The organism is Amycolatopsis sp. MtRt-6 (genome assembly GCF_017308975.1).
In the GTDB taxonomy this organism is placed as follows: domain Bacteria; phylum Actinomycetota; class Actinomycetes; order Mycobacteriales; family Pseudonocardiaceae; genus Amycolatopsis.
Genome location: NZ_JADWPD010000021.1, coordinates 86,270 through 112,141, shown reverse-complemented (window position 1 = coordinate 112,141; position 25,872 = coordinate 86,270). Strand labels below are relative to the sequence as shown.

23 protein-coding genes are annotated in these 25,872 nt (G+C 71.4%); 11 read left to right on the top strand and 12 right to left on the bottom strand.

What is annotated here, in order from left to right; all coding sequences use genetic code 11:
- Positions 1 to 30: 30 nt before the first annotated feature.
- Positions 31 to 2,145 (top strand): MMPL family transporter, encoded by a 2,115-nt coding sequence (locus I4Q55_RS30800; protein WP_206792625.1) that lies wholly within the window; start codon positions 31 to 33, stop codon positions 2,143 to 2,145.
- On the opposite strand, the gene I4Q55_RS30795 is transcribed toward I4Q55_RS30800, so the two are convergent.
- Entirely contained in the window at positions 2,127 to 4,244 is a 2,118-nt protein-coding gene (locus I4Q55_RS30795; RefSeq protein ID WP_242547069.1) for a bifunctional diguanylate cyclase/phosphodiesterase, read from the bottom strand. The two genes, I4Q55_RS30800 and I4Q55_RS30795, sit on opposite strands and share 19 nt — an antisense overlap.
- Before the next feature lie 367 nt (positions 4,245 to 4,611).
- Here I4Q55_RS30795 and I4Q55_RS30790 point away from each other — a divergent pair, with 367 nt between their 5' ends.
- The 4 genes from I4Q55_RS30790 to I4Q55_RS30775 all read left to right on the top strand — a co-directional run bounded on the left by I4Q55_RS30790 (position 4,612) and on the right by I4Q55_RS30775 (position 8,870).
- Entirely contained in the window at positions 4,612 to 5,946 is a 1,335-nt protein-coding gene (locus I4Q55_RS30790; RefSeq protein ID WP_206792622.1) for a cytochrome P450, read from the top strand.
- A 70-nt stretch (positions 5,947 to 6,016) separates the two neighbouring features.
- Positions 6,017 to 6,958: a ParA family protein gene (locus I4Q55_RS30785; protein WP_206792620.1), complete on the top strand. Its 942-nt coding sequence runs from the start codon at positions 6,017 to 6,019 to the stop codon at positions 6,956 to 6,958.
- On the top strand, positions 6,955 to 7,530 hold the full coding sequence (locus tag I4Q55_RS30780) for a Rho termination factor N-terminal domain-containing protein (RefSeq protein ID WP_206792618.1): 576 nt from the start codon (positions 6,955 to 6,957) through the stop codon (positions 7,528 to 7,530). The genes I4Q55_RS30785 and I4Q55_RS30780 overlap by 4 nt, the downstream gene beginning before the upstream one ends.
- Complete coding sequence (locus I4Q55_RS30775) at positions 7,524 to 8,870, top strand: CBS domain-containing protein (protein WP_307793356.1); 1,347 nt, start codon at positions 7,524 to 7,526, stop codon at positions 8,868 to 8,870. Before I4Q55_RS30780 ends, I4Q55_RS30775 begins: the two co-directional genes overlap by 7 nt.
- Here I4Q55_RS30775 and I4Q55_RS30770 read toward each other — a convergent pair.
- Entirely contained in the window at positions 8,867 to 9,349 is a 483-nt protein-coding gene (locus I4Q55_RS30770; protein ID WP_206792616.1) for a M15 family metallopeptidase, read from the bottom strand. The two genes, I4Q55_RS30775 and I4Q55_RS30770, sit on opposite strands and share 4 nt — an antisense overlap.
- 88 nt (positions 9,350 to 9,437) lie before the next feature.
- On the opposite strand from I4Q55_RS30770, the gene I4Q55_RS30765 reads away from it, so the two are divergent.
- Positions 9,438 to 10,115, top strand: a complete 678-nt coding sequence (locus I4Q55_RS30765; RefSeq protein ID WP_206792614.1) for a response regulator transcription factor — start codon at positions 9,438 to 9,440, stop codon at positions 10,113 to 10,115.
- Between the two features lie 10 nt (positions 10,116 to 10,125).
- Positions 10,126 to 11,217 carry a HAMP domain-containing sensor histidine kinase gene (locus I4Q55_RS30760; RefSeq protein ID WP_242547068.1) on the top strand — a complete coding sequence of 364 codons (1,092 nt, stop codon included), beginning with the start codon at positions 10,126 to 10,128 and terminating at the stop codon, positions 11,215 to 11,217.
- On the opposite strand, the gene vanX is transcribed toward I4Q55_RS30760, so the two are convergent.
- From vanX to I4Q55_RS30730, 6 genes are all read right to left on the bottom strand, one after another.
- Positions 11,181 to 11,789: a D-Ala-D-Ala dipeptidase VanX gene (vanX, locus tag I4Q55_RS30755; RefSeq protein WP_206792610.1), complete on the bottom strand. Its 609-nt coding sequence runs from the start codon at positions 11,787 to 11,789 to the stop codon at positions 11,181 to 11,183. The genes I4Q55_RS30760 and vanX overlap by 37 nt on opposite strands.
- Complete coding sequence (vanA, locus tag I4Q55_RS30750; protein ID WP_206792608.1) at positions 11,786 to 12,802, bottom strand: D-alanine--(R)-lactate ligase; 1,017 nt, start codon at positions 12,800 to 12,802, stop codon at positions 11,786 to 11,788. The genes vanX and vanA overlap by 4 nt, the downstream gene beginning before the upstream one ends.
- Positions 12,789 to 13,769: a D-isomer specific 2-hydroxyacid dehydrogenase family protein gene (locus tag I4Q55_RS30745; RefSeq protein WP_206792606.1), complete on the bottom strand. Its 981-nt coding sequence runs from the start codon at positions 13,767 to 13,769 to the stop codon at positions 12,789 to 12,791. The genes vanA and I4Q55_RS30745 overlap by 14 nt, the downstream gene beginning before the upstream one ends.
- A gap of 65 nt (positions 13,770 to 13,834) precedes the next feature.
- Positions 13,835 to 15,319 (bottom strand): tripartite tricarboxylate transporter permease, encoded by a 1,485-nt coding sequence (locus tag I4Q55_RS30740; RefSeq protein ID WP_206792605.1) that lies wholly within the window; start codon positions 15,317 to 15,319, stop codon positions 13,835 to 13,837.
- Position 15,320: 1 nt separating this feature from the next.
- Positions 15,321 to 15,818 carry a tripartite tricarboxylate transporter TctB family protein gene (locus tag I4Q55_RS30735; protein WP_206792603.1) on the bottom strand — a complete coding sequence of 166 codons (498 nt, stop codon included), beginning with the start codon at positions 15,816 to 15,818 and terminating at the stop codon, positions 15,321 to 15,323.
- The gene (locus I4Q55_RS30730) at positions 15,815 to 16,837 is read right to left on the bottom strand and encodes a tripartite tricarboxylate transporter substrate binding protein (RefSeq protein WP_206792602.1); all 1,023 of its coding nucleotides are present in this window, start codon (positions 16,835 to 16,837) and stop codon (positions 15,815 to 15,817) included. The genes I4Q55_RS30735 and I4Q55_RS30730 overlap by 4 nt, the downstream gene beginning before the upstream one ends.
- A 76-nt stretch (positions 16,838 to 16,913) precedes the next feature.
- On the opposite strand from I4Q55_RS30730, the gene I4Q55_RS30725 reads away from it, so the two are divergent.
- Both I4Q55_RS30725 and I4Q55_RS30720 read left to right on the top strand, forming a co-directional pair.
- Positions 16,914 to 18,464: a sensor histidine kinase gene (locus tag I4Q55_RS30725; RefSeq protein ID WP_206792600.1), complete on the top strand. Its 1,551-nt coding sequence runs from the start codon at positions 16,914 to 16,916 to the stop codon at positions 18,462 to 18,464.
- Positions 18,461 to 19,132, top strand: a complete 672-nt coding sequence (locus I4Q55_RS30720; protein ID WP_206792597.1) for a response regulator — start codon at positions 18,461 to 18,463, stop codon at positions 19,130 to 19,132. Before I4Q55_RS30725 ends, I4Q55_RS30720 begins: the two co-directional genes overlap by 4 nt.
- 12 nt (positions 19,133 to 19,144) lie before the next feature.
- Here I4Q55_RS30720 and I4Q55_RS30715 read toward each other — a convergent pair whose 3' ends face one another.
- Both I4Q55_RS30715 and I4Q55_RS30710 read right to left on the bottom strand, forming a co-directional pair.
- Complete coding sequence (locus I4Q55_RS30715; protein ID WP_206792595.1) at positions 19,145 to 21,289, bottom strand: bifunctional diguanylate cyclase/phosphodiesterase; 2,145 nt, start codon at positions 21,287 to 21,289, stop codon at positions 19,145 to 19,147.
- Positions 21,290 to 21,292: 3 nt separating this feature from the next.
- A complete protein-coding gene (locus tag I4Q55_RS30710) occupies positions 21,293 to 22,108 on the bottom strand; it encodes an SAM-dependent methyltransferase (protein ID WP_206792593.1) in 816 nt (271 codons plus the stop codon).
- 165 nt (positions 22,109 to 22,273) lie between these two features.
- On the opposite strand from I4Q55_RS30710, the gene I4Q55_RS30705 reads away from it, so the two are divergent.
- Positions 22,274 to 23,587 (top strand): cytochrome P450, encoded by a 1,314-nt coding sequence (locus tag I4Q55_RS30705; protein ID WP_206792591.1) that lies wholly within the window; start codon positions 22,274 to 22,276, stop codon positions 23,585 to 23,587.
- 28 nt (positions 23,588 to 23,615) lie between these two features.
- A complete protein-coding gene (locus I4Q55_RS30700) occupies positions 23,616 to 24,668 on the top strand; it encodes an alpha/beta fold hydrolase (protein WP_307793355.1) in 1,053 nt (350 codons plus the stop codon).
- A gap of 16 nt (positions 24,669 to 24,684) precedes the next feature.
- On the opposite strand, the gene I4Q55_RS30695 is transcribed toward I4Q55_RS30700, so the two are convergent.
- Both I4Q55_RS30695 and I4Q55_RS30690 read right to left on the bottom strand, forming a co-directional pair.
- The gene (locus tag I4Q55_RS30695; RefSeq protein ID WP_206792588.1) at positions 24,685 to 25,527 is read right to left on the bottom strand and encodes a shikimate dehydrogenase; all 843 of its coding nucleotides are present in this window, start codon (positions 25,525 to 25,527) and stop codon (positions 24,685 to 24,687) included.
- Entirely contained in the window at positions 25,524 to 25,871 is a 348-nt protein-coding gene (locus I4Q55_RS30690; protein ID WP_206792586.1) for a type II 3-dehydroquinate dehydratase, read from the bottom strand. The genes I4Q55_RS30695 and I4Q55_RS30690 overlap by 4 nt, the downstream gene beginning before the upstream one ends.
- Between the last annotated feature and the right edge of the window lies 1 nt (position 25,872).

Genomic DNA, 25,872 nt, shown 5'->3' with positions numbered 1-25,872 from the left:
GATCACTCCTTCAGGGAAGGACCTTAGTTCATGCTGCCTTCTGGCACCCCGGCTCACCGGCGGGGGCCGGTGGTCGAACGCGTGACGAACTGGTCGCTGCGGCACCGCGCCACGGCGATCCTCGGCTGGCTGGCGCTCGTCGCGCTGGCCTGGGCCCTGGGCACGTTCGCCCCCGGCACCGACGCGCGGTCGAGCCCGGCCGGCGACGCCGGGACCGGCCAAGCCGTCCTCGACCGCCAGCACACCCGCGAACCGTTCTGGGAAAACGTCCTCGTCCAGCCCCGGTCCCCCGCCGCCACGGCGGACCTCGTGACCACGTTGACGACGTCGGGCGCGGCCGCGGACGCCCGCTCCGCGGTCTCCGCCGACGGCCGGTCGGAACTGGTCACCTTCCGGATCACCGGCACCGGCACGGAAATCCGGGCCAACCTGGCGACGGCGACCGCGGCGGTCGACACGGTCGCCGCCCGGCACCCGGACGTCCGGCTGGCCCAGGCCGGCGACCTCAGCGTGTCCGGCGCGGTCGACAAGAGCATCAAGGAGGACATCGGGCGCTCCGAAGCCCGCTCGCTCCCGATCACCGTGCTGATCCTGCTGGTGGTGTTCGGCTCGCTGGTCGCGGCCGCGGTCCCGGTCCTGCTCGCGGGCACGGCGGTGTTCGCCACCTTCGGCTTCCTGTCCGTTGTGGACAACTGGATCCCGGTCAACAGCGCGACTTCCGCAATAACGCTGCTGATCGGCATGGCGGTCGGCGTCGACTACTCACTGTTCTTCCTGCGCCGGGTCCGGGAGGAACGCGCCCACGGCGTCGACGAGTCGATCCGGATCGCCGCGCGGACGTCGGGGCACGTGATCGTCGTGTCGGGGCTGACCGTCGTGCTGTGCGTGACCGGCCTGCTGTTCACCGGGCTCGACAACCTCCAGGGCCTGACCGCGGGCACGATCCTCGTCGTCGGCCTGGCCGTCCTGGCCGCGGTGACGGTGCTGCCCGCGACGCTCTCCCTGCTCGGCGCCCGCGTCGACCGCGGCCGGATCCCGTGGCTCGGCCGCCGCCGGACCCGGTCGGCGTTCTGGGCCGGCGTGGCGACCACCGTCACCCGGCGGCCCGCGCTCTGGACCGGCCTCGCCACCGCGCTGCTGGTGCTGCTCACGATGCCCGCGCTGGGCATGCGGCTGCAGGACCCGGCACCGACCGAGAGCCTGCCGCGCAGCATCCCGGTGATCGACGCGGCCGTGCGCATGCAGGAAGCGTTTCCCGGCGTCACGATGCCCGCGCACGTCGTCCTCTGGAACACCCGCGGCGGCCCGGTCGACACACCCGCGCTGCGCCGGGCGATCGACGAGCTCACCGCGGAAGTGCCGCGGCCGGCCATCGTCGTCGGCGTGGACGAGGCGCTCGTCGTCCGGATCCCGCTCGGCGGCACCGGCAACGACGAAGCCGCCGGCCGCACGCTCACGACGTTGCGCGAAACCCTGCTGCCGCGAACGGTCGGGCGGATCGACGGGGTCGGCTACGCGGTGGCGGGCCGGACCGCCGAAGCCCACGACTTCACCACGCAGGCGATCGCCCGGGCGCCGTACACCTTCGGTTTCATCCTGCTGCTCGCGTTCGTGCTGCTGCTCGTGGTGTTCCGGTCGGTCGCGGTGCCGATCGTGTCGATCCTGCTCAACCTGCTCTCGGCAGGCGCGGCCTACGGCGTGCTCACGCTGGTGTTCCAGGACGGTTTTCTCGCGCCGCTACTGGGTTTCACGCCCTACGGCGGGGTGCTCGGCTGGCTGCCGATGTTCCTCTTCGTGCTGTTGTTCGGCTTGAGCACCGACTACCACGTGTTCATCCTCAGCCGCGTCCGCGAACGGTGGCTGGCGGGCGTCCCGCCCCGGCAGGCGATCGTCGAGGGCACCGCGAGCAGTTCCGGCGTGGTGACGAGCGCCGCGCTGATCATGACCGGCGTGTTCAGCGTCTTCCTCAGCCTCGCCGCGATCGAGTACAAGATGCTCGGCCTCGGCATGGCCTTCGCCATCCTGCTCGACGCCACGATCGTCCGCGGCGTCCTGCTGCCCGCCGCGCTGGCCCTGGCCGGCGGCCGGCTGTGGCGCGAGCGGCGCCGCGTTCCCGATGACCTGCCTCAGGTGCCGGCGAACTGACCGGCCAGCTCGGCCGGCGGCCTGGCGACGCCGAAGTAGTCACCCGTCGCCAGGTCCGCGCCGGCCGTCCGCCACCAGTTCGCCTGGTCCTCCGTGTGGATGCCGTCGACGACGAGCGTGGCGCCGACCTGCCGGACCAGCGGCACCAGCGCGCCGAGGAACGTCGAGTCCGACCACGCCTGCCACTCCGCGAGCCGCCGGTCGACGCGCACGATGTCCACCGGCAGGTCCTCGATCGCCCGCAGGTCGTCGGGGCCCAGGCCGAACTCGTCGAGCATCACGTGGACGCCGAGGTCGGCCAGCGCGGTGACGTTCTCGATGACGCCGGACACCGGCAGCGCGGGGGCCGGGACGCCGAGCATCAGCTGCTCGGGCGGCAGGCCGGTGTCGCGCAGCAGCCGTGTCACGCGCGTGCCGAGCGCGTCGTCCGACACCTGGTGCCCGGTCAGGCCGGCGACCATCGGGAGGCCGAAATCCGCCCGCTGCCGCCACCATTCGCCCTGCCGGGCGGCCGCGCGCAGCAGCCAGTCGCCGAGCGGCAGCACCAGCCCGGTCGATTCGGCGAGCTCCACGCAGCACTCGTGCGAGAGCGCCGTGTCGTCCGGGCGGTCCCAGTGCAGCCGGGCTTCGACGCCGGCGGCTTCGCCGTCCGCCAGCCGCGCCATCGGCCGGTACCGGACGCCGATCTCGCCGTGTTCCCAGGCACCGGCCATGCCGACGGCCACCGCCTGCGTCCGCCGGTCGTGGGCGTCGGCCTCGCGGTCGAACATCTTCCACTGGCCGCGCCGCCGCTCCTTGGCCCGCCGCAGCGTCTGGTCCGCCTGGCGCAGCAGCTCCAGCGGGTCGATGCCCTTCGACGGCCGGTGCACCACCCCGGCGCTCGCCGACAGCGCGAGCCCGTGCCCGTCGACGAAGAACGGTTCGGCGAGCTCGTCGTTGATCGCGCGCACGATGGTGTCGATGTCGGGCGTCGACGCGGTGTTCTCGACCAGGATCCCGAACTCGTCGCTGTGGAACCGCGCGATCATGGCGTTCTCGCCGGCCATCACCGCCCGCAGCCGCTGCGCGAAGTGCACCAGCAGCTGCTCGCCGACCCGGCGGCCGAGGCTGTTGCAGACCATGCCGAACGCGTCGAGGTCGACGTGGAACAGCGTGACACCGTACGCCGGGTCGGCGCGCCGCAACGCCGTCTCCAGGTGGGTGCCGAAGTACTGGCGGTTCGGCAGCCCGGTGAGGACGTCGTGCAGGGCCTGGCGGCTCAGCTCGCCCTGCAGCAGCATCAGCTCGGTGCCGTCCTCGATCACGACGACGAAGTGGGACGGCCGGTCTTCGGCGTCGCGCAGCAGCGACGCGGTGAGCGAGATGCGGACGACGTCGCCGTCCCTGCGCAGCAGCCGCTCCGACTGCCGGATCCGCTCCTTGCCGCCGTCCAGCAGCGCCAGCATCGCGGCGCGGAGGATCTCGACGGAATCGGGGTGGACGACGTCGTAGAGCACCGAGCCGGCCAGTTCGCCCGCCGGGTGCCCGAGCATCTCGGCCAGCGCCGCGTTGGCCCGCACGATCCGGCCGTCGAGCGCGACGACGGCGATGCCGCTCGCCGACGACGTCACCACCTCTTCGAAGCGCGCTTCGCTCTGCCTGAGGTTCCACTGGGCGTCCCGCACTGCCTTGAGCAGCGACAGGTGCATGATCTCCTGCTGGTCGAGGACGCTGCGTTCGTGCGCGAGGAGGAAGCCGCAGGACAGCGCGCCCAGCGCCGCCACGACCCGGTCGGCGACGCGGTCGACCGCCTGGAGCTCGGGCAGCGCCGGCAGGCCCTTCCCGAGGACGTCGAGCGTGCACCGCAGCCCGGGCTCGCCGACGTAGCCGAGCGCGACCAGCCGCGCGCCGATCCGCTCGGCCGGGGCCGTGTCCGCGGGCGTGCGGCGCAGGGCGTCACAGAGCGTGCCCAGGAGTTCGCCGAGCTCGGCGTCGAGTTCTTCGCGGCTGAGCGACACGACGGTCACGCCGCTGAGCAGGTACGCCCACTTCCGCGCGAGCACGACCCGCCCGCGGTGCGCGTCGGGCGCGGCGGGCTGGCCGGGCTGGGGGTCGGTCATCGGCATGGGCGATACCCGCATCAGGTCTCGCGGCGGGGTTCGACGCTATCGAAACCAGCGGAAAGCGCAGAAAATCCGGCCCTGATCACCGCGTCCGCTCTTTCGACGGTACCCGGCGGTACCCATTCCGGTGATCGTGTCACGAAAAACACCTTCTCGGTAAGACTCGTCCAGCCGTCGGCGGGCCGAACCGGAACAAGCCTCGGTCAGTTGGATCGGAAAGAGCTTAGCGATTCCCCGCGGTTCGGCTACTGGGCCATCCGCGTGAGCCCGCACCACCCGATCGGGCACTGTCCCGTTCGACCGGACGCGCCTACCGTCGACCGTCTCCTTGCGAAATCCACACAATGGCGCAACGAGGAGCCCCATGAGCGTCCCGACCGCCCCGGGCCGGTGGCCTTTTCTCGGACACACTCCGGCGTTGCTCCGGCAACGCTTCGCATTCACCGACGCATTGCCCCGGCACGGCGAGATCGTGCGGCTCTCCCTCGGTCCGGCGCCCGTCTACTTCGTCACGAGCCCGCGGTTGACGCACGAAGTGCTGGTCAGCGAGGGTCCGAAGTTCCGCAAAGGCGCCATGTTCGACAAGTTCCGGCCGTTCGTCGGAAATGGCTTGGTGCTTTCGAACGGGGACTTCCACCTGCGGCAGCGCCGGCTGATGCAGCCGGCGTTCCACCGCGACCGCCTGGCCGCGTACGCGGAGATCATGCGGCGCGCGGCAGCCGACGTGAGCGGCTCGTGGCGTGCCGGTGAAGTGCGGAAGATCGACGAAGACATGCAGGGCCTCGCGGTGACGATCGTCGGCGAGGCCCTGTTTTCCACGGATCTGGGAAAAGCGGCGATCGCCGAAGCCCGCCGCTCGATTTACGTGATCATCCAGCAGGGAATGATTCGCGCGCTGTCACCCAAGCTCGTCGAGAAGCTCCCGGTGCCCGGCAACCGGCGGTTCGACGAGGCGATCACCCGGATGCGCGGAATCGTGATCGAGGTGATCCGCGACTGGCGCCGCGAAGGCGTCGACCGCGGCGACCTGCTTTCGACGTTGCTGCTGGCAGGCATGACCGACGAGCAGGCCCGCGACGAGGTGCTCACCCTGCTCACCGCCGGCATCGAGACGACGGCCCTGGCGCTGGCCTGGACGTTCCACGAGCTCGGCAGGCACCCGGACGTCGAGGCGCGGGTGCACGCCGAGCTCGACGAGGTGCTGGCCGGCCGCCCGGTCGCCGTCGACGACCTCCCCCGGCTGACCTACGTCCGGCAGGTGGTCGACGAGGTGCTGCGGCTGTACCCGCTGTGGCTGCTGATGCGCCGCACGCTCACCGAAGTCGACCTCGGCGGAGTCCGGCTGCCGGAGGGCGCCGAGGTGATCGTCAGCCCGCACGCGCTCCACCACGACCCCCGGTCGTTCGCCGACCCGGACCGCTTCGACCCCGGCCGCTGGGCGCCGGACCGGGCGGCCGCGGTACCGAAGGGCGCGTTCGTGCCGTTCGGCGCGGGCACCCGGCAGTGCATCGGGAACCGCTTCGCCCAGAACGAAATCGTGATCACGCTGGCCACGGTGGCCGCCCGCTGGCGGCTGGTTCCGGTGCCGGGCAAGCAGGTCCGCGTGAAGTTCACCTCCGCCGCCTACCCCGGCAGCCTGCCGATGACGGTGGTGCCCCGCCGGCACTGGCCAGATCGTGGACAGTTCCCGGACAGTTGACGGCGATCCGTGCCGGACCGCCCGCCCGCGTAATACAAACGGCACCGGGCACGAGACCTCGGGAGAGCGCATGCGGGTCGTGGCGGTCATGAACTACAAGGGCGGAGTGGGCAAGACGACGCTGACCGCGAACCTCGGCGCGGTGGCGGCGAGCCGCGGACTGCGGGTGCTCCTGCTCGACCTCGATCCGCAGACCAACCTGACCTTTTCGTTCTTCTCGATCGACGACTGGCACGAACGGCTGGCGGACAGCCGCACGATCAGGCAGTGGTACGGCGCCGAACTGCCCGGCCGGGGCATCCCGCTGTCCCACCTCGTCGTTTCGCCGGAACGGGTGAACGACGTCCTCGGCGGCACCGGCGGCCGGCTCGACCTGATCTCCTCGCACCTCGGCCTCATCGACATCGACCTCGAACTCGCCGCGCTGCTCGGCGGCTCGACCACCCTCGACGGGTCGAAACGGCGGTTCCTCGACCTGCACGGCTGCCTGCGGCAGGCACTGGCCGACAGCTTCTTCGCCGATTACGACCTGGTCCTCATCGACTGCGCCCCGAACTTCGGCCTCGTCACCAAGACGGCGATCGTGGCGAGCGAGCGGATCCTCGTCCCGGCCAAGGCGGACTACCTGTCCACCCTGGGGCTGGACTACCTTGGCGGCAACTGCACCGGCCTGACGCAGCAGTTCAACGACTTCGTCCACCACAAGGGCGGCAGCCGGGACCACGAGCCGATCCACCCCGAGTTCCTCGGCGTGGTGTTCACCATGGTGCAGATCTACTCCCAGCAGCTGACGGCCGCCCAGCAGCGCTACGTCGACGAAGCACAGGCGAACTCCCAGGTTCCGGTGCTGAAGAGCTACATCCGCAACAGCACCAAGCACTTCGGGGACGCCGGCGAGAACGGGGTGCCCGCCATGCTGCGCGCCACCGGCCGCGACGAGGTCGTGCGGGAGTTCGACGAGCTCGCCGACGAGGTCCTCGGCGCCCTCGCGCTGTCCGGTGACCGCCGGTGACCGACCTGACGAAGCTGGCCGCGTTGCAGGCGCGGGTGTACGAGTTCCTCGCGGAACAGGACGAGGCCACCTTGGCAGCGATCCTCGGCGGGACGGCCCGGCTGGCCGTGACGGGTCTTCCCGAGGACCTGTCGAAACTGACGGTGAAGGAACTGAAGGCCCTGGCCGGGAAACGCGGGGTGCCCGGATACGGCAAGCTGCGGAAAGCCGAACTCGTCGCCCTGCTCACCGGCCACGGCTCCGACGCACCCCCGGCCGAGCCGCCGCCTGCTCCCGCTCCCGCTCCCGCTGTCGCTCCCGCGCGGCCGGTCGCGAGCCCGCCGCCGGCGGTCGTCGCGCGACCCGGCGTCGACGCGGCTGCCATCGCCGCGCACCTGCGGGAAACCGAAACCGAAGCGGAAGGCGCCGCCTACCTGGAGGACCGGCACCTCGATCGGGAGAGCCTGCTCGCCGTCGCCGCCGAACTGCAGCTCACCCGGGTCGCCCGGCTGAGCCAGGCGGAGCTCAAGCGGCGGGTGCTCAAGCAAGCCATCGGTGCCCGGCGCAAGTTCGCCGGGCTGCGGAAGTGGTGACCGGCGACGGCCGTTCGATGTACCTGATCGACGGCCGCCGCGTCATGGTGTCGGACTTGCTGGAAGCCGGCCTGCTCAAAGCCGGGGCGAAGCTCCGGTTCGAGCGCAAGCGCATCGGCGACACCTTCGACGCGACCGTCACCACCGCGGGCCGGATCCGGCTCGAGCCCGACGGCGAGGAGTTCCGGTCGCCCTCCCGCGCGGCGATGGTGGCCGCCGGGATGCGCGGGGTCGACGGGTGGCGGGCCTGGGTCGTGGTGGACGAGCAGCGCCTGCTGGATTCGGTGCGCCAGGAGTTCCTGGACCGAGCGGTCTCGACCGCCGGACGTCAGGTCGGGGACCAGCGCGTCCACGAGCGCCTGCGGCAGGCACGCGCCCGGGCCGACCAGGGCGATCCCGAGCGCATCACGGTCCGCGAGCTCCTGAAGCTGTGGGGCGTGACCGACCGCGGCGACCAGGTCGGCCGGATCGAAGCGGGCCTGGCCAACCACGGGCTGGTGACGTCCCCCGGCTTCCGCGCGGTCACGCTCGACACCGTCGTCACCCTGACGACGCCACCGGAAGAGCCCGAGGAACCGGCGGCCACCGAGGTCCTGCCGGCCACCGAAGACGACGAGGGCGGCGGCGACCTGGACGTCCGCCTGACGGTGGGCAACCTGAAGTCGGTCGAAGGCCTGGCGTTCGTCGGGCCCAGCAGCTCGCTCGAAGAAGCGATCACCACCATGCTCCTCAACGACTTCTCGCAGCTGGCCGTGCTCAGCGGCCCGCGCAACCCCCGCGGAGCCGTGACGTGGCGCTCGATCGCCCAGGCCATGCACCGGAAGCCCGGGGCGGGGCTCGCCGACGCGATCGTCCACGCCGAGGTCGTCGCCTACGACCGCGACCTCTTCGACGTCCTCCCCGCGCTGCAGCAGCGGGAGTTCGTGCTCGTCACCGACGAAAGCAGGGCCGTGAAGGGCATCGTCACGACGGCCGACGTCGCCCGGCGCTACGGCGAGATGGCCACCCCGTTCTTCCAGCTGGGCGAGCTGGACCAGACGCTCCGCTGGATCATCCGGTGCACACTGGACCTCGCGACCGTCCAGCCCCTCTGCGGCCGGTCGATCGACAGTTTCGACCACCTGGCCTTCGGCGACTACCAGCGGATCCTGGAGAACAAGGCCGTCTGGGACCGGCTCGGCTGGCCACTGGACCGGCCGGCGTTCATCACCCGCCTGAACGAGATCCGGCACATCCGCAACAGCGTGATGCACTTCCACCCGGACGCGATCTCCGAAGACACCGTCGAGAAGCTGCGGCACTTCACCACGTTGCTGCACCGCTACCGCACCCCGGCCTAGCGCGTCCGCGGATCCTGCGACGGGTCGGCGTACATCGGCGGGCACCCGTGTTCGACGGCTTCGGGCCGCAGCTCGTAGTGCCACGGTTCGTTGCGGTAGACCTGGCACAGCCCGTACCGGGCGCCGTGCTCGGCCAGCCACGTCCGGGCTTCGGGCGGGCCGACGTCGACCGCCTGTCCCCGCACGTGCGCGGACTTGTCCGCGGTCGTCACCCAGCGGGCCGCCGCCGCTTCCGAGCCGTGCTTCGCGACCGCCTGGCGCCGGAGCTGCTCCTGGTACGCCCAGGAGCGCCAGCCGCCGTTGACGACGAACGCGATCCCGTCGGCCGCGGCGTCCTTCGCCGCCTGGCGCAGGGCGTCGAGCAGGTCCGGGTCGAGGTTGGCCACGGCGGGCGACCCGGCGGAGACCGGGAGGCCGACCGGGACGGCGCCGTGTTCCGTACCGAGGCTGCGCGGGGACGTGCGTTGGCTGGAGGTCATGACGCTCAGTCAAGGCAGCGCGGTGTTGCCGGCACGTACGCGGTTTCCGATATGCGCCCGATATGCCCCCGCTCGTAGCATCGGCGGGGTGCGTGTCTTGATCGTCGAGGACGAGCCCTACCTGGCCGACGCCATCCGCGACGGCCTCCGGCTGGAGGCCATCGCGGCGGACACCGCGGGCGACGGCGACACCGCGCTGGAGCTGCTCAGCGTCAACAGCTACGACATCGCCGTCCTCGACCGCGACATCCCCGGCCCGTCCGGCGACGAGATCGCCCGGCACATCGTCGCCTCCGGCAGCGGCATGCCGATCCTCATGCTCACCGCGGCCGACCGGCTCGACGACAAGGCGAGCGGGTTCGAGCTGGGCGCCGACGACTACCTCACGAAGCCGTTCGAGCTCCGGGAGCTCGTGCTCCGGCTGCGGGCGCTCGACCGCAGGCGCGCCCACAACCGGCCGCCCGTGCACGAAATCGCCGGCCTGCGCCTGGACCCGTTCCGCCGCGAGGTCTACCGCGACGGCCGGTACGTGGCCCTGACGCGGAAGCAGTTCGCCGTGCTCGAAGTCCTCGTCGCGGCCCAGGGCGGGGTGATCAGCGCCGAAGAGCTGCTGGAGCGGGCCTGGGACGAGAACGCCGACCCGTTCACCAACGCCGTGCGCATCACCGTCTCCGTGCTGCGCAAGCGGCTCGGCGAACCCGGGATCATCGCGACCGTGCCCGGCGTCGGCTACCGCATCGACACCGGCGGGGCGGACCGTGGCTAGGGAACCCGGCTTGAGCGCCCGCCTCAAGCTCACCCTCAGCTACGCCGGGTTCGTGATGCTCGCGGGCATCCTGCTGATGGGTGCCGTGCTCGTGTTCTACCTGTACTTCCTGCCCAAGGGCTGGATCATCACCGAAGGCAACTTCTGGATCAACCGCCCGCTCCTCGTCCGCGACTTCGTCCCGTTCATGGCCGTCGTGCTGGTCGCGCTGCTGGTGTTCGGGCTCCTCGGCGGGTGGCTCCTCGCCGGCCGGATGCTCGACCCGCTGACGCGCATCACCGAGGCCACCCGCGTCGCCGCGACCGGCGTGCTCTCCCACCGCATCCGGCTGCCCGGCCGCACCGACGAGTTCCGCGAGCTCGCCGACGCCTTCGACACCATGCTCGCGCAGCTGGAGGCCCACGTCGCCGAGCAGCGCCGGTTCGCCGCCAACGCGTCCCACGAACTGCGCACGCCGCTCGCGATCACCCAAAGCCTGCTCGACGTCGCCCGCAAGGACCCGGAGCGCGCCACCGGCGACCTCGACGAACGCCTCCGCGTCGTCAACGCGCGGGCGATCGAGCTCACCGAGGCTCTCCTGCTGCTCAGCCGCGCCGAACAGCGGTCGTTCGAGCGCGACGTCGTCGACCTGTCCCTGGTCGCCGAGGAAGCCGCCGAAACGCTCCTGCCCCTGGCCGAGAAGCGGGGCGTCACGATCGAGACGTCCGGCGACGCCGCACCCGCGTTCGGTTCGCCGGCACTGCTGCTGCAGCTGACCACGAACCTGGTGCACAACGCGATCGTCCACAACCGGCCCGAGCGGGGCGCGGTGTGGGTGACGACCCGCACCGAGCCCGGGACCGTGGTCCTGACCGTCGAGAACACCGGCGAACACCTCGCCCCGGCCCTGGTCGCGACCCTCGCCGAGCCATTCCAGCGCGGCACCGAGCGCATCCGCACCGACCAGGCCGGCGTCGGCCTCGGCCTGGCCATCGTCAAGAGCATCACCCAGGCCCACGACGGGACGCTCGCCCTCGCCCCGCGACCGGACGGCGGCCTCGGCGTCACCGTCCGGCTGCCTCGCCGTTACTTGACCGGAAAATCGAAGTACGTGTCCGGGTAAGGCTCGTCCTTCAGCCGGTAGTGCCACCATTCGCACTCGTACGCGACGAACCCGCAACCCTCCATGATGGACCGGAGACTGGCGCGGTTCCCGGCTTCGGCCGGCGGGATCCCGCGCGCGCCGTGGTGCGAGACCGGGTCCATCAGGTCGTGCCCACCGCCCATCGACACGAGCTCACCGGTGTCCGGCAGGTAGAGCGTCAGGTCGACGGCGCTGCCCCGGGTGTGCCCCGACTTCGCGGCCACGTACCCCTTCGCGAACATGGCGGCCCGGTCGATGTTCGGGTAGTGCCACAGCTTGGTCCGGCCGTCCTCCGGCTCGTCGATCCAGCGCAGGAAGCGGTCCACGGCGCGTTGCGGCCGGTAGCCGTCCCACAGGAGCAGGCCGAAGCCGAGCGACGCGGCCTTCTCCTGCGCTTCCGCCAGGGCGGCGCACAGGGCCTTCGTGCCGACGATCCGGTTGGCGAGGTAGCCGTCCACCGGCTTGCCGGTGAAGTTGTCCCAGGTGGCGTACTTGGCGTCCCAGCGGATGCCGGGCACCAGTTCGTCCACGAAGGCGAAGTCGTCGTTCACCGGGCCGTCCCGGCCACGATCCGGTCGATCAGGTCGCCGAGCGGCACGCCGGCGGCCGCCATCATCCTCGGGTAGCGGCTGTACGACGTCAGGCCGGGCAAGGTGTTGACCTCGTTGAGGACCACCGTGCCGTCGCCGGTGAGGAACATGTCCACCCGGGCCAGTCCCCCGCACCCCAACGCGCGGTAGATGGCTTTCGCCGTCTCCTGGACGCGTGCGCGGGTTTCGGCCGGGATGTCGGCGGGCACGACGGGCGTCGAGTTCTCGGAGCCGCTTTCGGGGGAATCTTCCTGGTGGATCCGGAAGAAGCCGTGGGACAGGGCGATCCGGTCCACCTCGCCGGCGAACAGCTCCGAGCCGTGACCCAGGATGGCGCAGCCGACCTCGCTCCCGGCGACGGCTTCTTCGATGAGCACCTTGGAGTCGTACTGCGCCGCGGCCTCGATGGCGGCCGCCAGTTCGTCCTTTGCGGACACCTTGCTGACCCCGAACGACGAGCCGGACCGCGCCGGCTTCACGAACACCGGATAGGTGAGCCCGTCGACGTCCTCGCCCGCCAGGACGGTCCGGAACTTCGGCGTGGCGATACCCGCGCTCGCGGCGACCACGTAAGCCAGGGACTTGTCCATGCACAGGGCCGAGCTCTGGACGTCGCAGCCGGCGTAGGGAATCCCGGAGAGCTCCAGCAGCCCCTGGATCGCGCCGTCCTCGCCGAACTTGCCGTGCAGCACGGGCAGCACGACGTCCAGGCCGATCGTCTCGTACTTCCCGTCTTCCAGGACCAGCAGCCCGGGAACGCTCCGGTCCGGCGAGAGCACGACGGTCCGCCCGGCTTCCCAGCCCGCTTCCGGGCCGTCACAAAGCTTCCAGGCCCCGTCCTTGGTGATCCCCACCCAGAACGCTTCGTACTTGCCGGCATCGAGGTGTTTGGCGACCTCCCGCGCGGACTTGACGGAGACGGGGTGCTCTTCGGAACCGCCCCCGAAGATGATCCCGACCTTAACCCTGGCCATGCCGTTCCCCGCTTTCGAATTTCAGGCAGTTGACGATGGAGTTTTCGACGGTGTCGCGCAGCGCGTGGTCCGTGTAGTAGGCGGTGTGCGGGCTGACGAGCACGTTCGGCAGCTTCCGCAGCCGCGCCGGCAGGTCGCTTTCGAGGGGCCGCCCCCGCCAGTCGGCGTAGAAGACGCCTTCTTCCCCTTCGAGGACATCGAGCGCGGCGCCGCCCAGCCTGCCGTTTTCCAGTGCCGAGACGAGCGCTTCGGTATCGAGCAGGGGCCCACGCCCGGTGTTGACGACGAACGCCCCGGGCTTCATCAGCTCGAGACGCCGCCGGTCCAGGAGGTGCCACGTTCCGGCGTTGAGCGGGGTATGGAGCGTGACGATGTCGCTCAGCCGCAGCAGTTCGTCGAGCTCGACGTACTCGATGCCGGTCCGGGGGCGGCTGTCGTGCGCGACGACGCGGGAGCCGAAGCCCCGCAACCGGTCCACGACCGCGGCGCCGATCCGGCCGGTCCCGACCACCCCGACGGTCAGGTCACGCAGTTCCTTGCCCCGGACGTCGTTGAGCCGGTAGTCGTGCTCGTCGGCCCGGCGGAGGACGGATTGGGCGTCCCGCACGAGCATCAACATGAGCATGAGCGTGTAGTCGGCGACGCTGTCGGGCGAGTAGGCGACGTTCCCGACGGAAATGCCCACGCTCCGCGCGTATTCGACGTCGATGTGGTCGAAGCCGACGCTCCTCGTGGAGACGTACGCGACCCCGACCCGGCTGAGCGCGCGAAGGGTCTCGTTGGTCACCGGCGTCTTGTGCCCGACGCTGACGCACCGGTTGCCGCCCGCGAGTCCGGCGTTGGCCTCGCTCGCGGGCGCGTCCGTGATGGTCGGCGTCACGCCGAAGCGCGGCGCCAGCTCCCGGAACAGCACGGCTTCGTCGGGTGCGCACCCATAGATCGTCATCCCGCGTGCCGGTTCGTTCATACCGCCCATTCAAGGGCGGACGGCGTTGCCGGCACGTATGCGGTTTTCGATACACCGAGGATAAGTTACCGGCGGGTAATGGCCACCTTGCGGATCAGCGGCCACGCCAGCAGCACCAGGACGACGACGTAGATGGCGATCGACAGCGGCGTGTTGACCAGGCCGGTCAACGCGCCGTCGCTGAGCTGCAGCGCTCGCCGCATCTGCTGTTCGGCGGCCGGCCCGAGGATGACGCCGATGATCGCCGGCAGCACCGGCAGGCCGTAGCGGCGCATCACGAACCCGAGCACGCCGATGGCGAACATGACCAGCAGGTCGAACACGTCGGCGTTCACCGCGTAGGCACCGACGCTGGCGAAGAACAGGATGCCGGCGTACAGGTACGGCCGCGGGATCCGCAGCAGCTTGGCCCACACCGGCGCCAGCGGCAGGTTGAGGACGAGCAGCAACGTCAGGCCGATGAACAGCGACGCGATCAGCCCCCACACCAGCGACGCCTCCCGCTCGAACAGGAGCGGGCCCGGCTGGATCCCGTACTGCTGGAAGGCGGCGAGCATCACCGCGGCCACCGCGGTGGTCGGCAGGCCCAGGGTCAGCATCGAGACGAGCGTGCCCGCCGCGGACGCCGACGCCGTGGCTTCCGGCCCGGCGACGCCCTCGATCGCGCCCTTGCCGAACTCGTCGCGGTGCTTGGACAGCTTCTTCTCCGTCACGTAGGACAGGAACGTGGGGATTTCGGCACCACCGGCGGGGATCGCCCCGAAGGGGAAGCCGATGAACGGGCCGCGCAGCCAGGGCTTCCAGGTGCGCCGCAGGTCGGCCCGGCTCAGCCACGGCCGCCCGACCGGGATGGGCTCGCCCGTGGTGCGCCGGAGGTGGGCGGCCACCCAGAGGGACTCCCCGACCGCGAAGAGGGCCACGGCCACGATGACGACGTCGATGCCGTCGGCCAGGTGCAGCGAGCCGAAGGTCAGCCGCTGCTGGCCGGTCATCTCGTCCAGCCCGACCAGGCCGAGGGTGAGCCCGATGAGCAACGACGCGAAGCCGCGGACGCGGGAGGACCCCAGGACCGAGGTGACGGCGATGAAGGCCAGCACCATGATCGCGAAGAAGTCCGGCGCCCCGATGTTGACGGCGAGCTTCGCCACGGTCGGCGCGAGCAGCACGAGGAGGATCGTGCCGATGATGCCGCCGGCGAAGTGGCCGATGGCCGCGGCGGCCAGCGCCTGGGCACCGCGGCCCCGGCGGGCCATGGGATTGCCGTCGATGGCGGCGACCACGGCCGCGCTCTCGCCCGGGGTGTTGAGCAGGATCGAGGTGGTGGAGCCGCCGAACATCCCGCCGTAGTAGATGCCCGCGAACATGATGAACGCGCCGGTCGGCTCGAGCCCGTAGGTCACCGGCAGCAGCAGCGCGACCGCCATCGCCGGCCCGATGCCCGGCAGGACGCCGATGGCGGTGCCGAGCAGGACCCCGAGCGCGGCGAGGGCCAGGTGCGTCGGGCTCAGCGCCGTGCCGAAGCCGTCCAGGAGCTGGGTGAAGGAGTCCACGTCAGAGCACCTCCATCAGGGGGCCACCGGGCAGCGGTACGCCGAGCAGGTTGTTGAAGATCAGGAACGTCGCCACCGACAGGCCGGCGGCGATCAGCGGGTCGCGGACGAAGTGCCTGCTGCCCAGCGCGTAGGCCGCGCCCCAGAACAGGACCGCACCGGAGATCGGGAACCCGGCCACGCCGATCAGCGCCGCGTTGGCCAGGAACGCCGCGCACAGCAGGAGAACCGTCCGCCAGTCGGCGGGCGCGGACAGGTCGACGTCCTCGCCGCCTTCGGCTTCCCCGCGCCCGCCGCGCAGCACGTCGCGGGCCAGGAGCAGCGCCACCACGATGAGCAGCGAACCGACCACGACGGGCACGGCCTTGGGGCCGATCGGGCCGCGCTGGGCGAAGTCGGTGTGGATCGTGAGCGCGTCCACCAGGACCAGGACGCCGAGGCCGACGAGGACAGCCGAGACACCGAGCTCGGACCGCTCCTTCAACCAGGTCTTGTTCATGCCAGCCCCAAGTCGTGCAGAACCGCCGCCACTCGTGTGTTTTCCTCTCTCAGGAACGCGTTGAACTCGTCCCCCGGCGCGAAGGCGTCCGTCCAGCCGTTGCGCTGCAACGCCTCCCGCCACTGCGGTGTCTGGTGCAGCTTCGAGAAGAGCTCCACCAGGCGCGTCCGGTCGGCATCGGAAATCCCCGGCGGGGCGACGATCCCCCGCCAGTTGTTGAACTCGACGTTCACGCCCGCTTCGGTCAGCGTCGGCGCTTCGACACCCGGGATGCGCTTCGCGCTCGTCACGGCCAGGACGCGGAGGGTGCCGGCCTGGATCTGGTCGCGGTACTCGCCGACGCCGGAGACGCCGAACGCGACCTTGCCGCCGAGCACCGAAGCGAGCAGCTCGCCGCCGCCGTCGAAGGGGATGTAGTTGACCTGTTTCGGCGGCAGGCCAACGGCTTTCGCCATCAGCATCGGCGCCAGGTGGTCCGGGCCGCCCGGCGAGGACCCGCCGCCGACCGGCACCGCGCCGGGGTTGGCCTTCCAGGCCGTCACCAGCTGGTCGAGGGTCCGGAACGGCGAGTCCTTGCCGACCACGACGATGTCCGGCTCTTCGATGAGCTTCGCGATCGAGGTGGTGTCCAGGAGCGACGACGGCGCCTTGTTCGTGAACACGCTGCCCACGACGCCCAGGCCCATCGACATGACGAGCTTGCCGTTGCCGCGTTCGGCGACCGTCCGGCCGAGTCCGACCGTGCCACCGGCTCCGGGGAGGTTGAAGACTTCGGCGTTGCGAAGCAGCTCCGCGTCCTTCATCGCCTTCGCCGCGGTCCGTGCGGTGATGTCGTAGCCCCCGCCGGGGGCGTTCGGAACCAGGACCCGGAGTGCGCGCAGCTGCCCGGTGGCGCCGCTTTCCGAGCCTGAGGTGAGCAGTGGCGGCAGCAGGACGACAGCGGCCACCGCCGCCGCGACCGCCAGCCAGTTCTTCGACGACACTGTCTTCCCCGTCCTCTTTGCCAGGTGGTTGGACATGGTGCCCTCGTGTAGACAGGGATGTCCCGCTTACGGGCGTAGCGGTTCTTTTGGTCTTTGTGGTCACGGAGGTGTCATGGGTGGACGAGGGTCGCTGGCCCGCCAGCTCCTGGCATGGCAACTCGTCGTAGTGGTGGCGCTGCTTTGCGCAGTGGGGACGCTGTCGGTCACCCAGGCGAGCGCGAACTTCCGCGCGACCGAGGGACGCCGGATGCTCTCCGTCGCCGAGGACGTCGCCGCCACCGCGGGTGTCCGGGCCGCGCTCGCCGACCCGCTGGGCCGCTACGCGCTCGCCCCGTTCGCCGAGAGCGCGCGCAGCCTGTCCGGTGCCACCTACGTGATCATCACCGACACCGCGCGGAAGGTGCTCACCTCGCCCGATCCCAGCCAGGTCGGCGAGCCGCTCGAGATCGGTCCCAGCACCGCGCTGAGCGGGCGGTCGTGGGTGGGCGAGGTCTCCGGGGCGATCGTGGCCCACGTGCCGGTCATCGGCGACCAGGGTCGCGTGATCGGCCTGATCGCCGCGGGCGAGGAGCAACCCGGTGTGTTCGCCGGAGTGCTCGACGCGCCGGACAACGCGTTGCGGCTGCTGGGTGCCGCCCTGATCATCGGCGTGGTCGGCTCACTGCTGCTGGCCCGCCGGGTGAAGAACCAGACGCTCGGGCTCGAACCGCGGGAGATCACCGCGCTCGTCGAGTACCGCGAAGCGTTGCTGCACGGGATCAAGGAGGGGGTCCTCGGCCTCGACCCGGCCAACCGGATCACCCTCGCCAACGACCACGCGCGAGAGCTGCTCGCCCTGCCCGCGGACTGCGTCGGCCGGTCCGTGCCGGAACTGGACCTCGACGACCGCCTGCACGACGTGCTGAGCGGCGCCACCACCGGAGCCGATCAGCTGGTGCTGGGGGAAGGCCGGGTGCTCACGCTGAACCGGATGCCGATCGAGCCGCACGGCGCGGTCGTGACCGTGCGCGACCGCACCGAGCTCATGACCCTGCACGACGAGCTGGCCGCCAGCCGGCACGCCACGGACACGCTGCGGGCGCAGGCGCACGAGTTCAGCAACCGGCTCCACACCATCGCCGGGTTGATCGAGCTCGGCGAGTACGACGAGGTTCGCGGGTTCATCGACCGGATCAGCTCCACGCAAGCCCATTGGCGGCGCGAAGTGAGCGAGCGGATCGGCGACCCGGCCGTGGCGGCGCTGCTGATCGCCAAGGCGAGCCTCGCCGCCGAGCGGAACATCGGGCTCAGGATGGCCGGCGACAGCGTCCTGGCCGAGATCGACGAGGTCCTGTCGACGGACCTGGTTACGGTACTGGGCAATTTGATCGACAACGCGCTGGACGCGTTGGGGGCCCAGAACGGCTGGGTCGAGGTGCAGGTGCGGCAGCGGGAGAGCGAAGTGGTGGTCGTGGTCCGCGATTCCGGGCCGGGCGTGGCTCCGGAGATCGCCGAGGAAGTGTTCCGGCACGGCTTCACCACGAAAGCCGCCGAACACGGGCAACGCGGGCTCGGGCTCGCGCTCACGCGGCAGACGTGCCTGCGCCGCGGCGGATCGGTGCGGGTGCACAACGAAAACGGCGCCGTGTTCACGGCGTCACTGCCGATCGGGGTGCCGGTGTGATCAGAGTGGTGGTCGTCGACGACGACTTCATGGTGGCCCGGGTGCACAGCGGGTACGTGGCACGCACCCCCGGCTTCGAGGTGGTCGGCGTCGCGCACACCGGCGCGGACGCCCTGCGCGCCGTGCGCGAGCTGCAGCCCGACCTCGTGCTCCTGGACGTCTACCTCCCGGACCTCGACGGCATCGGCGTCCTCAGGGAGCTGCGGGCCCGCGGCGACGAGGCGGTCGACATCATCGTCATCACCGCGGCGACCGATGTGGACACCGTTCGCGGCGCGATGCGCGGTGGTGTCCTGCACTACCTGATCAAGCCGTTCACCTATGACGCCCTGCGTGATCAGCTGGCGCGTTTCGCCGCCCTGCACACCAAGCTGAACCAGCTGGCGGAGGCCGGCCAGGCGGACGTCGACCAGGTCTTCGGGGCACGGTCACCGCGGACGCCCGCGCTGCCGAAGGGACTCACCACCCAGACGGCCGGCCTCGTGGAGCGCGTCCTCCGGGAGCGCCCGGAGGGTGTCTCGGCATCGGAGTGCGCCGACCTGACCCGGCTCGCGAGGGTGAGCGCGAGACGCTACCTCGAACATTTCGTGACAGCCGGAAAGGCCGACGTCCACCTGGAATACGGCGGCGCCGGCCGCCCGAAGCGACGCTACGTCTGGCTCGGCTGACCCCGAACCTGCCTACGGCGTCCGCCAAGCGGGCTCGCCCAGCGTGGCCGCCAGCTCCTCCGGCCGGCACGGCGCCCCGCAGTAGTCACCCAGCGCCAGCTCGGCACCGGTGGCCAGCCAGAACCGCGCCCGCCCGGCAGTGGTCAAACCGTCCACGATCACCTCGGCCCCCACCCGGCGCGCCAAGCCGGGCAGCTCCCGCAGCAGGCCGGCCACCGGCGAGTCGGGCGCGGCCCCGTCCAGCAGTCCGCAGTCCAGCCGCACGCCGTGCACCGGCAGGCCGGCCGCCACGGCGAGCGCGCCGGTGCCCAGCCCGCCGGCGCTGATCACCGGCCGTACGCCCACGTCGGCCAGCGCCTGCAGGTTGTCCCTGGTCTCGCCGAGGTCGGCGGCCAGGGCCGGCACGGGCAGCTCGACCAGCAGCCGCTCGGCCGGGAACCGCGTCTCGTCCAGCACGCCGACCACCCGGGTGAGCAGGTCCGTGTCGGCTGCCTGGTGCGGGCTCAGGCTCACCAGCAGCCGCAGGTCGCGGTCCAGCCGTTGCCGCCACCAGCCCACCTGCCGGCAGCCGGTGCCCAGCAGCCACTCGCCCAGCGGCAGCATCAGCCCGGTGATCTCGGCCAGGCGGCGGCAGGACTGGTCGGACAGCGCGCCGACGCCGGGCGGGTCCCAGCCGAGCAGCACCTCCACCCCGTGCACCACGCCGTCGGCCAGCCGCACCAGCGGCCGGTACCGCGCCTGCACGTCCCCGTGCTCGAAGGCGCCCGGCATCACCGCGGCCAGCGCGTCGGTCTCGCGGTCCAGCCGGTTCTGCTCCGGGTGGGACAGCTCCCACTGCCCGCGCCCGCCGGCCTTGGCCCGGCGCAGCGCCTGGTGGGACTCGCGCAGCAGAGTGGCCGCCTCGCGGTCCTGGGCGGGCCGGTTGACCACGCCGACGCTGACCGACAGGGCCAGCCCGTGCCCGTCCACATAGGCCGGTTCGGCCAGCTCCTGACGCAGCTCGTGCACCAGGCGCACCGGGTCCGGGGTGTCCGGCGCGTTCTCCACCAGCACCGCGAACTCCGCACCGCCGAACCGGGCGAGGAGAGCCTTTTCCCCGGCCAGCACGGACTTCAGCCGCTGCGCCACGCTGACCAGCAACTGTTCGGCCGCGCGCTCGCCGAGGCCGTCGCGCACCACCGCGAAGGCGTCCAGCTCCAGCCGCAGCAGCGTCACGCCCAGCTCCGGGTCGGCCTTGCCCAGCGCGGTCTCCATCCGCGTGCTGAAGCACTGCCGGTTGGGCAGGCCGGTGAGCACGTCGTGCAGGGCCTGCCGGTTGAGCTCGTTCTGCAGCAGCACCAGCTCGGTGCCGTCCTCGACCACGGTGACGAAGTGGCTGGGCTCGTCCCCGGCGCCACGCAGCAGCGAGGCGGTCAACGACACCGACACCGGCTCGCCGTCGCGGCGCAGCAGCCGCTGGGACTGCTTGATCCGCGTGACCTTGCCCGCCAGCAGCGCGCGGTAGTCCTCGCGCAGCACCGGCGCGTAGTCGGGGTGGACCAGCGCGAACAGGTCGCCCCCGGTCAGCTCGTCCGGGGCGTGCCCGAGCATCACGCCCGCCGCGGCGTTCACGGTGACCAGCGTGCCGTCCAGGTCGGCGACCAGGATTCCGCTCGCCGAGGACGTCGCGACCTCGTCGAACCGCGCCTGCGCGGTCCGCAGCTCGTACTTGGCGTCCCGCACGGCCTTGAGCAGGGACAGCTTCAGGCCCTCCTGCTGGGCCAGGGTGACGCCCTGCGCGGCCGTCACCACGCTCGCGGCCAGCGCGCCGAGCACGCCCACCACGCGTTCGGCGAACTGCTCGGCGGGCCGGAACTCGGGCAGCGTGAGCAGGCCCTTGCCCAGGACGTCCATGGTGACGGTCAGCGCCTGCCCGTCCGCGCAGTTCAGCTCGACCAGCCGGGCGCCCGCGGCCGCCAGGGAACCGGTGCGCTCCTGTCCGCTCCCGTGCACCTCGGCGCACACGGCGTCCAGCAGCGCGGCCAGCTCGGTCTCGAAGCCGGCGTGCGCCAGCGGCACGTAACCGATCCCGCCCAGCAGGTACGCCCACTTGCGCGCGAGCGGACGGCGCCCGTCTTCGGACGGCTCCGGGACCGGGTGTCTGCCGGGGTCGGTCATGGCTCAGGACTTCCGCGCCACGCCCGCGTAGATCAGCTCGTTCCACGCCGGGTCCTCGGCGATGTCGGTCGGCCCGGCCGGCCGCCAGCTGCCACAGCCCACCAGGCCCGGCTCGACCAGCGTCAAGTCTCCGAGCAGGCCCAGGATCTCGTCGTGGGAACGGGTGTGCGGCACCTCGCCGCGCCGCGCGGCCATCTGGTCGCTGGCCGCGGCGAACGACTCCTGGTGCGCGTCGGACGTGACGTGGGTGAAGGCGAGCAGGCTGCCCGGGGGCAGGGGTTCCTGGTAGGCGCGCACCAGCCCGGCCGGGTCGTCCTCGTCCGGGATCCAGTGCAGCAGCAGCAGGCACAGCAGGCCCACCGGCTCGGCGAAGTCGATCAGCCGCCGGACCTCCGCGCTTTTCAGCACGCCGGCCACGTCGCGCACGTCCGCGTGCAGGACCGCGGTGCGGTCGTCGCCCGCCAGCAGCAGCTCGCCGTGCGCGACCGCCACCGCCTCCTTGTCGACGTAGACCACCCGCGCCTCGGGGACCTCCCGCTGGGCGATCTCGTGCACGTTGCCCACGGTGGGGATGCCCGCGCCCAGGTCGAGGAACTGGCGGATGCCCTGCGCGAGCATGAAGCGCACCGCGCGGCCGAGGAAGGCGCGGTTGAGCCGCACCGACTGCCGGATCCAGGGCAGGGTTCGCTCGAGGTGGTCCGCGGTGGCGCGATCCGTCTCGAAGTTGTGGCTGCCGCCGAGCCAGTAGTCGTAGATCCGGGCGACGTTCGGAGAGGTCACGTCCACTCCGGCCGGGATCCAGTCCCGTGTACTCACCATTGCGCACCTCATCGGTTCGGGAGCCGGAACAGCATACCCACTCCGGCAATAGTGCCCTAATCCGTCAATCGTGGTCCGGCACTACCCAATCGGGTGCTGTCGGCCCGGCTGAACGGCCCGTAGGGTGACCACTTTCCCGATTCTCGCCAATACCAAGGAGTTCTCGTGTCCGTCCGGGTGGCACCCGGCCGATGGCCTTTGCTGGGACACAGCGTCGCGCTGGTCCGCCGTCCCACGCAATTCACCGCCGGACTGCGGGAACACGGCGATGTGGTCAAGCTTTCAATGGGGCCGCTGCACACATATTTCCTCACCAATCCGGAAATCGTTCACCGCGTCCTGGTGACAAACGGGGCCTGCTTCGGCAGCGGGATCATGTTCCGCAAATTCCGCCCGTACGCGGGCAACGGCCTGGCCCTTTCCGACGGGCCCTTCCACCGCAGGCAGCGCAAGCTGATGCTGCCCGCCTTCGACCGGCGGCACCTGCGCCGCTACGCCGGGATCTGGGTCCGGGCGACGACCGCCCTGACCGAGTCCTGGCGGCCGGGCGAGGTGCGGCGGATCGACGCGGACATGCAGGCGCTGGCCATGACGAACGTGGGCGAGGCGCTGTTCGGCACCGAGCTGGGCGAGGCGGCGATCCGCGAGGCCCGCCGCTCGATCCCCCTGGTCATCCGGCTGGGCATGTACCGGGTGCTCGCCCCGGGCTTCGTGGAGAAGCTCCCGCTGCCGGTCAACCGCCGCTTCGACCAGGCCACCACGCGGATGAAGGCCGTGGTGCACGAGCTGATGGCGGGCCGCGACGACGGCACCGACCACGGTGACCTGTTGTCCACGCTGCTGCTGGCCAGGGACGCCGAGACCGGGGAGCGGATGACCCGGGAGCAGGTGCACGACGAGGTGATGACCCTGCTCACCGCGGGCACCGAGACCACCGCGCTGATCCTGGCCTGGGCCTGCCACGAGCTGGGCCGCAACCCCGGCGTGGCGGACCGGGTGCGGGCCGAGGTGGACTCCGTGCTGGGCGGGCGCCCGGTGACCTTCGACGACCTGCCCGCGCTGGCCTACACCGGGCAGGTGGTCAGCGAGGTGCTGCGGCTGTACGCGCTGTGGATCCTGATGCGCCGGACCGAGCAGGAGGTCGACCTCGGCCCGGTGCGGCTGCGGCCCGGCGACGAGGTGATGTTCAGCCCGCTCGCCCTGCACACGGACCCCCGGTACTGGGACCACCCGGACGTGTTCGATCCGGACCGCTGGTCCACCGACCGGGTGAAGTCGTTGCCGCCGGGTGTGTTCATCCCGTTCGGCAACGGGATCCGGCAGTGCGTCGGCCACCTGTTCGCCCGGGCCGAGGTGGTCATCGGCCTGGCCACGATCTTCGCGCGGTGGCGCCTCGAACCCGCCGGCCCGGTCCGGGTTCGGTACACCACCATCGCCTACCCGCGTGGCATGCCGATGACGGTACGCCCGCGAGTTTAGTTGTCCACAAAGGACTACGGAGGTTCTTGTGCGTTTGCTCTTGCGCCGGCTCGCCACGGCGGTGGTGGTCCTGCTGTGCGCCGGTACGGTGCTCACCCCGGCGCGGGCGTCCGCCGCCGAGGCGGCCTGCCAGGACCTGCACATCCCCGTGTCACTGGTGGACGTGCCCCTGCTCGGGATCATGGATCAGACCATGTACGGCAGGCTGTGCGTCCCGCCGGGCGGCAGCCGCACCCTGCAGGTGCTGGTGCCCGGCGGGACGTACAGCTCCGCCTACTACGACCCGCCCGGCCTGCCGGAGACCCGGTCGTTCCGCAGAGCGGTGAACAACGCCGGGTACGCCACCCTGGCGCTGGACCGCGTCGGCTCGGGCCGCAGCTCCAAGCCGCTGAGCCAGCTGCTGACGGCGACCACCCAGGCCAACGCGGTGCACCACGCCATCCAGGCGATGCGGACGGGCGCGGTGGGTCCCCGGTTCGACAAGATCGTCCTCGTCGGGCACTCGCTGGGGTCGGCCACGGCGATCATCGAGGCGGCCACCTTCCGCGACGTGGCCGGCGTGGTGATCACCGGGTTCACCCACCGGGCCGCCCCGCTGACGGTGCTGCCCACGCTGGCCGCGCTGAGCCCGGCGGTGCTGGACGAGCGGATGTCCGAGGTCGTCGGGCTGGACGCGGGGTACCTGACCACGCTGCAGGGCATGCGGTACACCGCGTTCCACAGCCCTGGCCCGTTCGACCAGCAGGTCATCGACGCGGACGAGGCGAGCAAGGACCTGATCGCGGCCGGCGAGATCGTGGACGCCGTCGTGATCGCTCTGGTGCTCCCCTACAGCAGGCGGATCACCGTGCCGGTGCTGGTGGCCATGGGCGAGCGGGACAACGTGTTCTGCGGCCCGCTGGCGAGCGACTGCTCCAGCGCGGAAAGCCTGCGGCAGGGCGAGGCCGGGTACTACTCGCCCGAGGCGAGGCTGCGCACGTTCGTGGTGCCTGGCTACGGGCACTCGATCAACTTCGCCCCCGGCGCACCCCTGCTGCACAACGCCGTGACCAGCTGGACGAACGAGATGGTCGGCAGGTAGCGCGGACTCACCTCCTTCAGCGGTCCAGCAGTTCGGCCAGGTGCCGCAGCATCCGGCTCGTGTCCGGTGCCAGGCCGGTGAAGAGGCGCATCGCCTCCGCGGCTTGGTGGACGACCATGTGGCCCCCGTCGAGATGCCGGGCACCGGCTGCGCGAGCGGCGCGGAGGAGCTCGGTTTCCATCGGCATGTAGACGATCTCGGCGACCCACAGGTCCGGGCGGAGCAGGCGCGCGTCGAGTGGCAGTCCGGGATGTGCCGCCATGCCGGTCGGGGTCGCGTGCACCAGGCCGTCCGCGCGACGGAGAAGCTCGGCGACATCGCCCGGGTGGCCGGCCACGGCGCGCCCGTTCCCGAAGCGCGCGGCGAGCGCCTCCGCCCGCCCCGGATCGACGTCGAGGACGTCGAGGCGGAGCGTGCCGAGCGAAAGGAGGGCGTGCGCGGCGGCCGCACCCGCGCCACCGGCCCCGAGGAGCACGACGTGCTCGCACGCCACCTCGGGCAGGCCCTCGAGGAAACCCGCGCGGAAGCCCTGCCAGTCGGTGTTGTGCCCGGTCGTCCCGTCCTCGTCGAGGATGACGGTGTTCACCGCGCCGATCGCCTCGGCGTCGCGCGAGAGCCGGTCGAGGTGCGGGATCACGAGCTGCTTGCACGGGTGGGTGATGTTGAGCCCGCGATAGCCCTCGTCGCGAGCACGCCGGAGCAGCTTCGGGATGTCTTCGGCAGCCGCGCCGAGGACGTCGAGGTCCCAGAGCCGGTACTGGTAGGGGACGCCGAGGGCGGCGGCCTCGCGTTCGTGGAGCGCGGGCGAAAGGGACGGTCCGATGCCGCGGCCGATCAGTCCGGCGAGGACGGTGTTCACGGCCGGAGCGCCCGGTCGAGGCATTCGATCCCGTACACGTATCCCCGGATTCCCGCTCCGGCGATCACGGCTTCGGCGATGTCGGAGATGTAGGAACGGTGCCGGAACTCCTCGCGCTTGTGCACGTTGCTGATGTGCACCTCGGCGACCGGCAGTTCGGCGGCGAGCAGCGCACCCTCCCAGTTGCTCTGGAAGAAGTCGGCTTCGTACCCGAGTTCCGCGGCCCGGCCGCCGGCGATCCGCTCGACGTCGGCGAGGGTGCCGGCGCCGTAGAGCTCGGGCTCGCGGGTACCGAGCAGGTTGAGGTTCGGGCCGTTCATGATCAGGAGGCGGCCGTGCCGCATG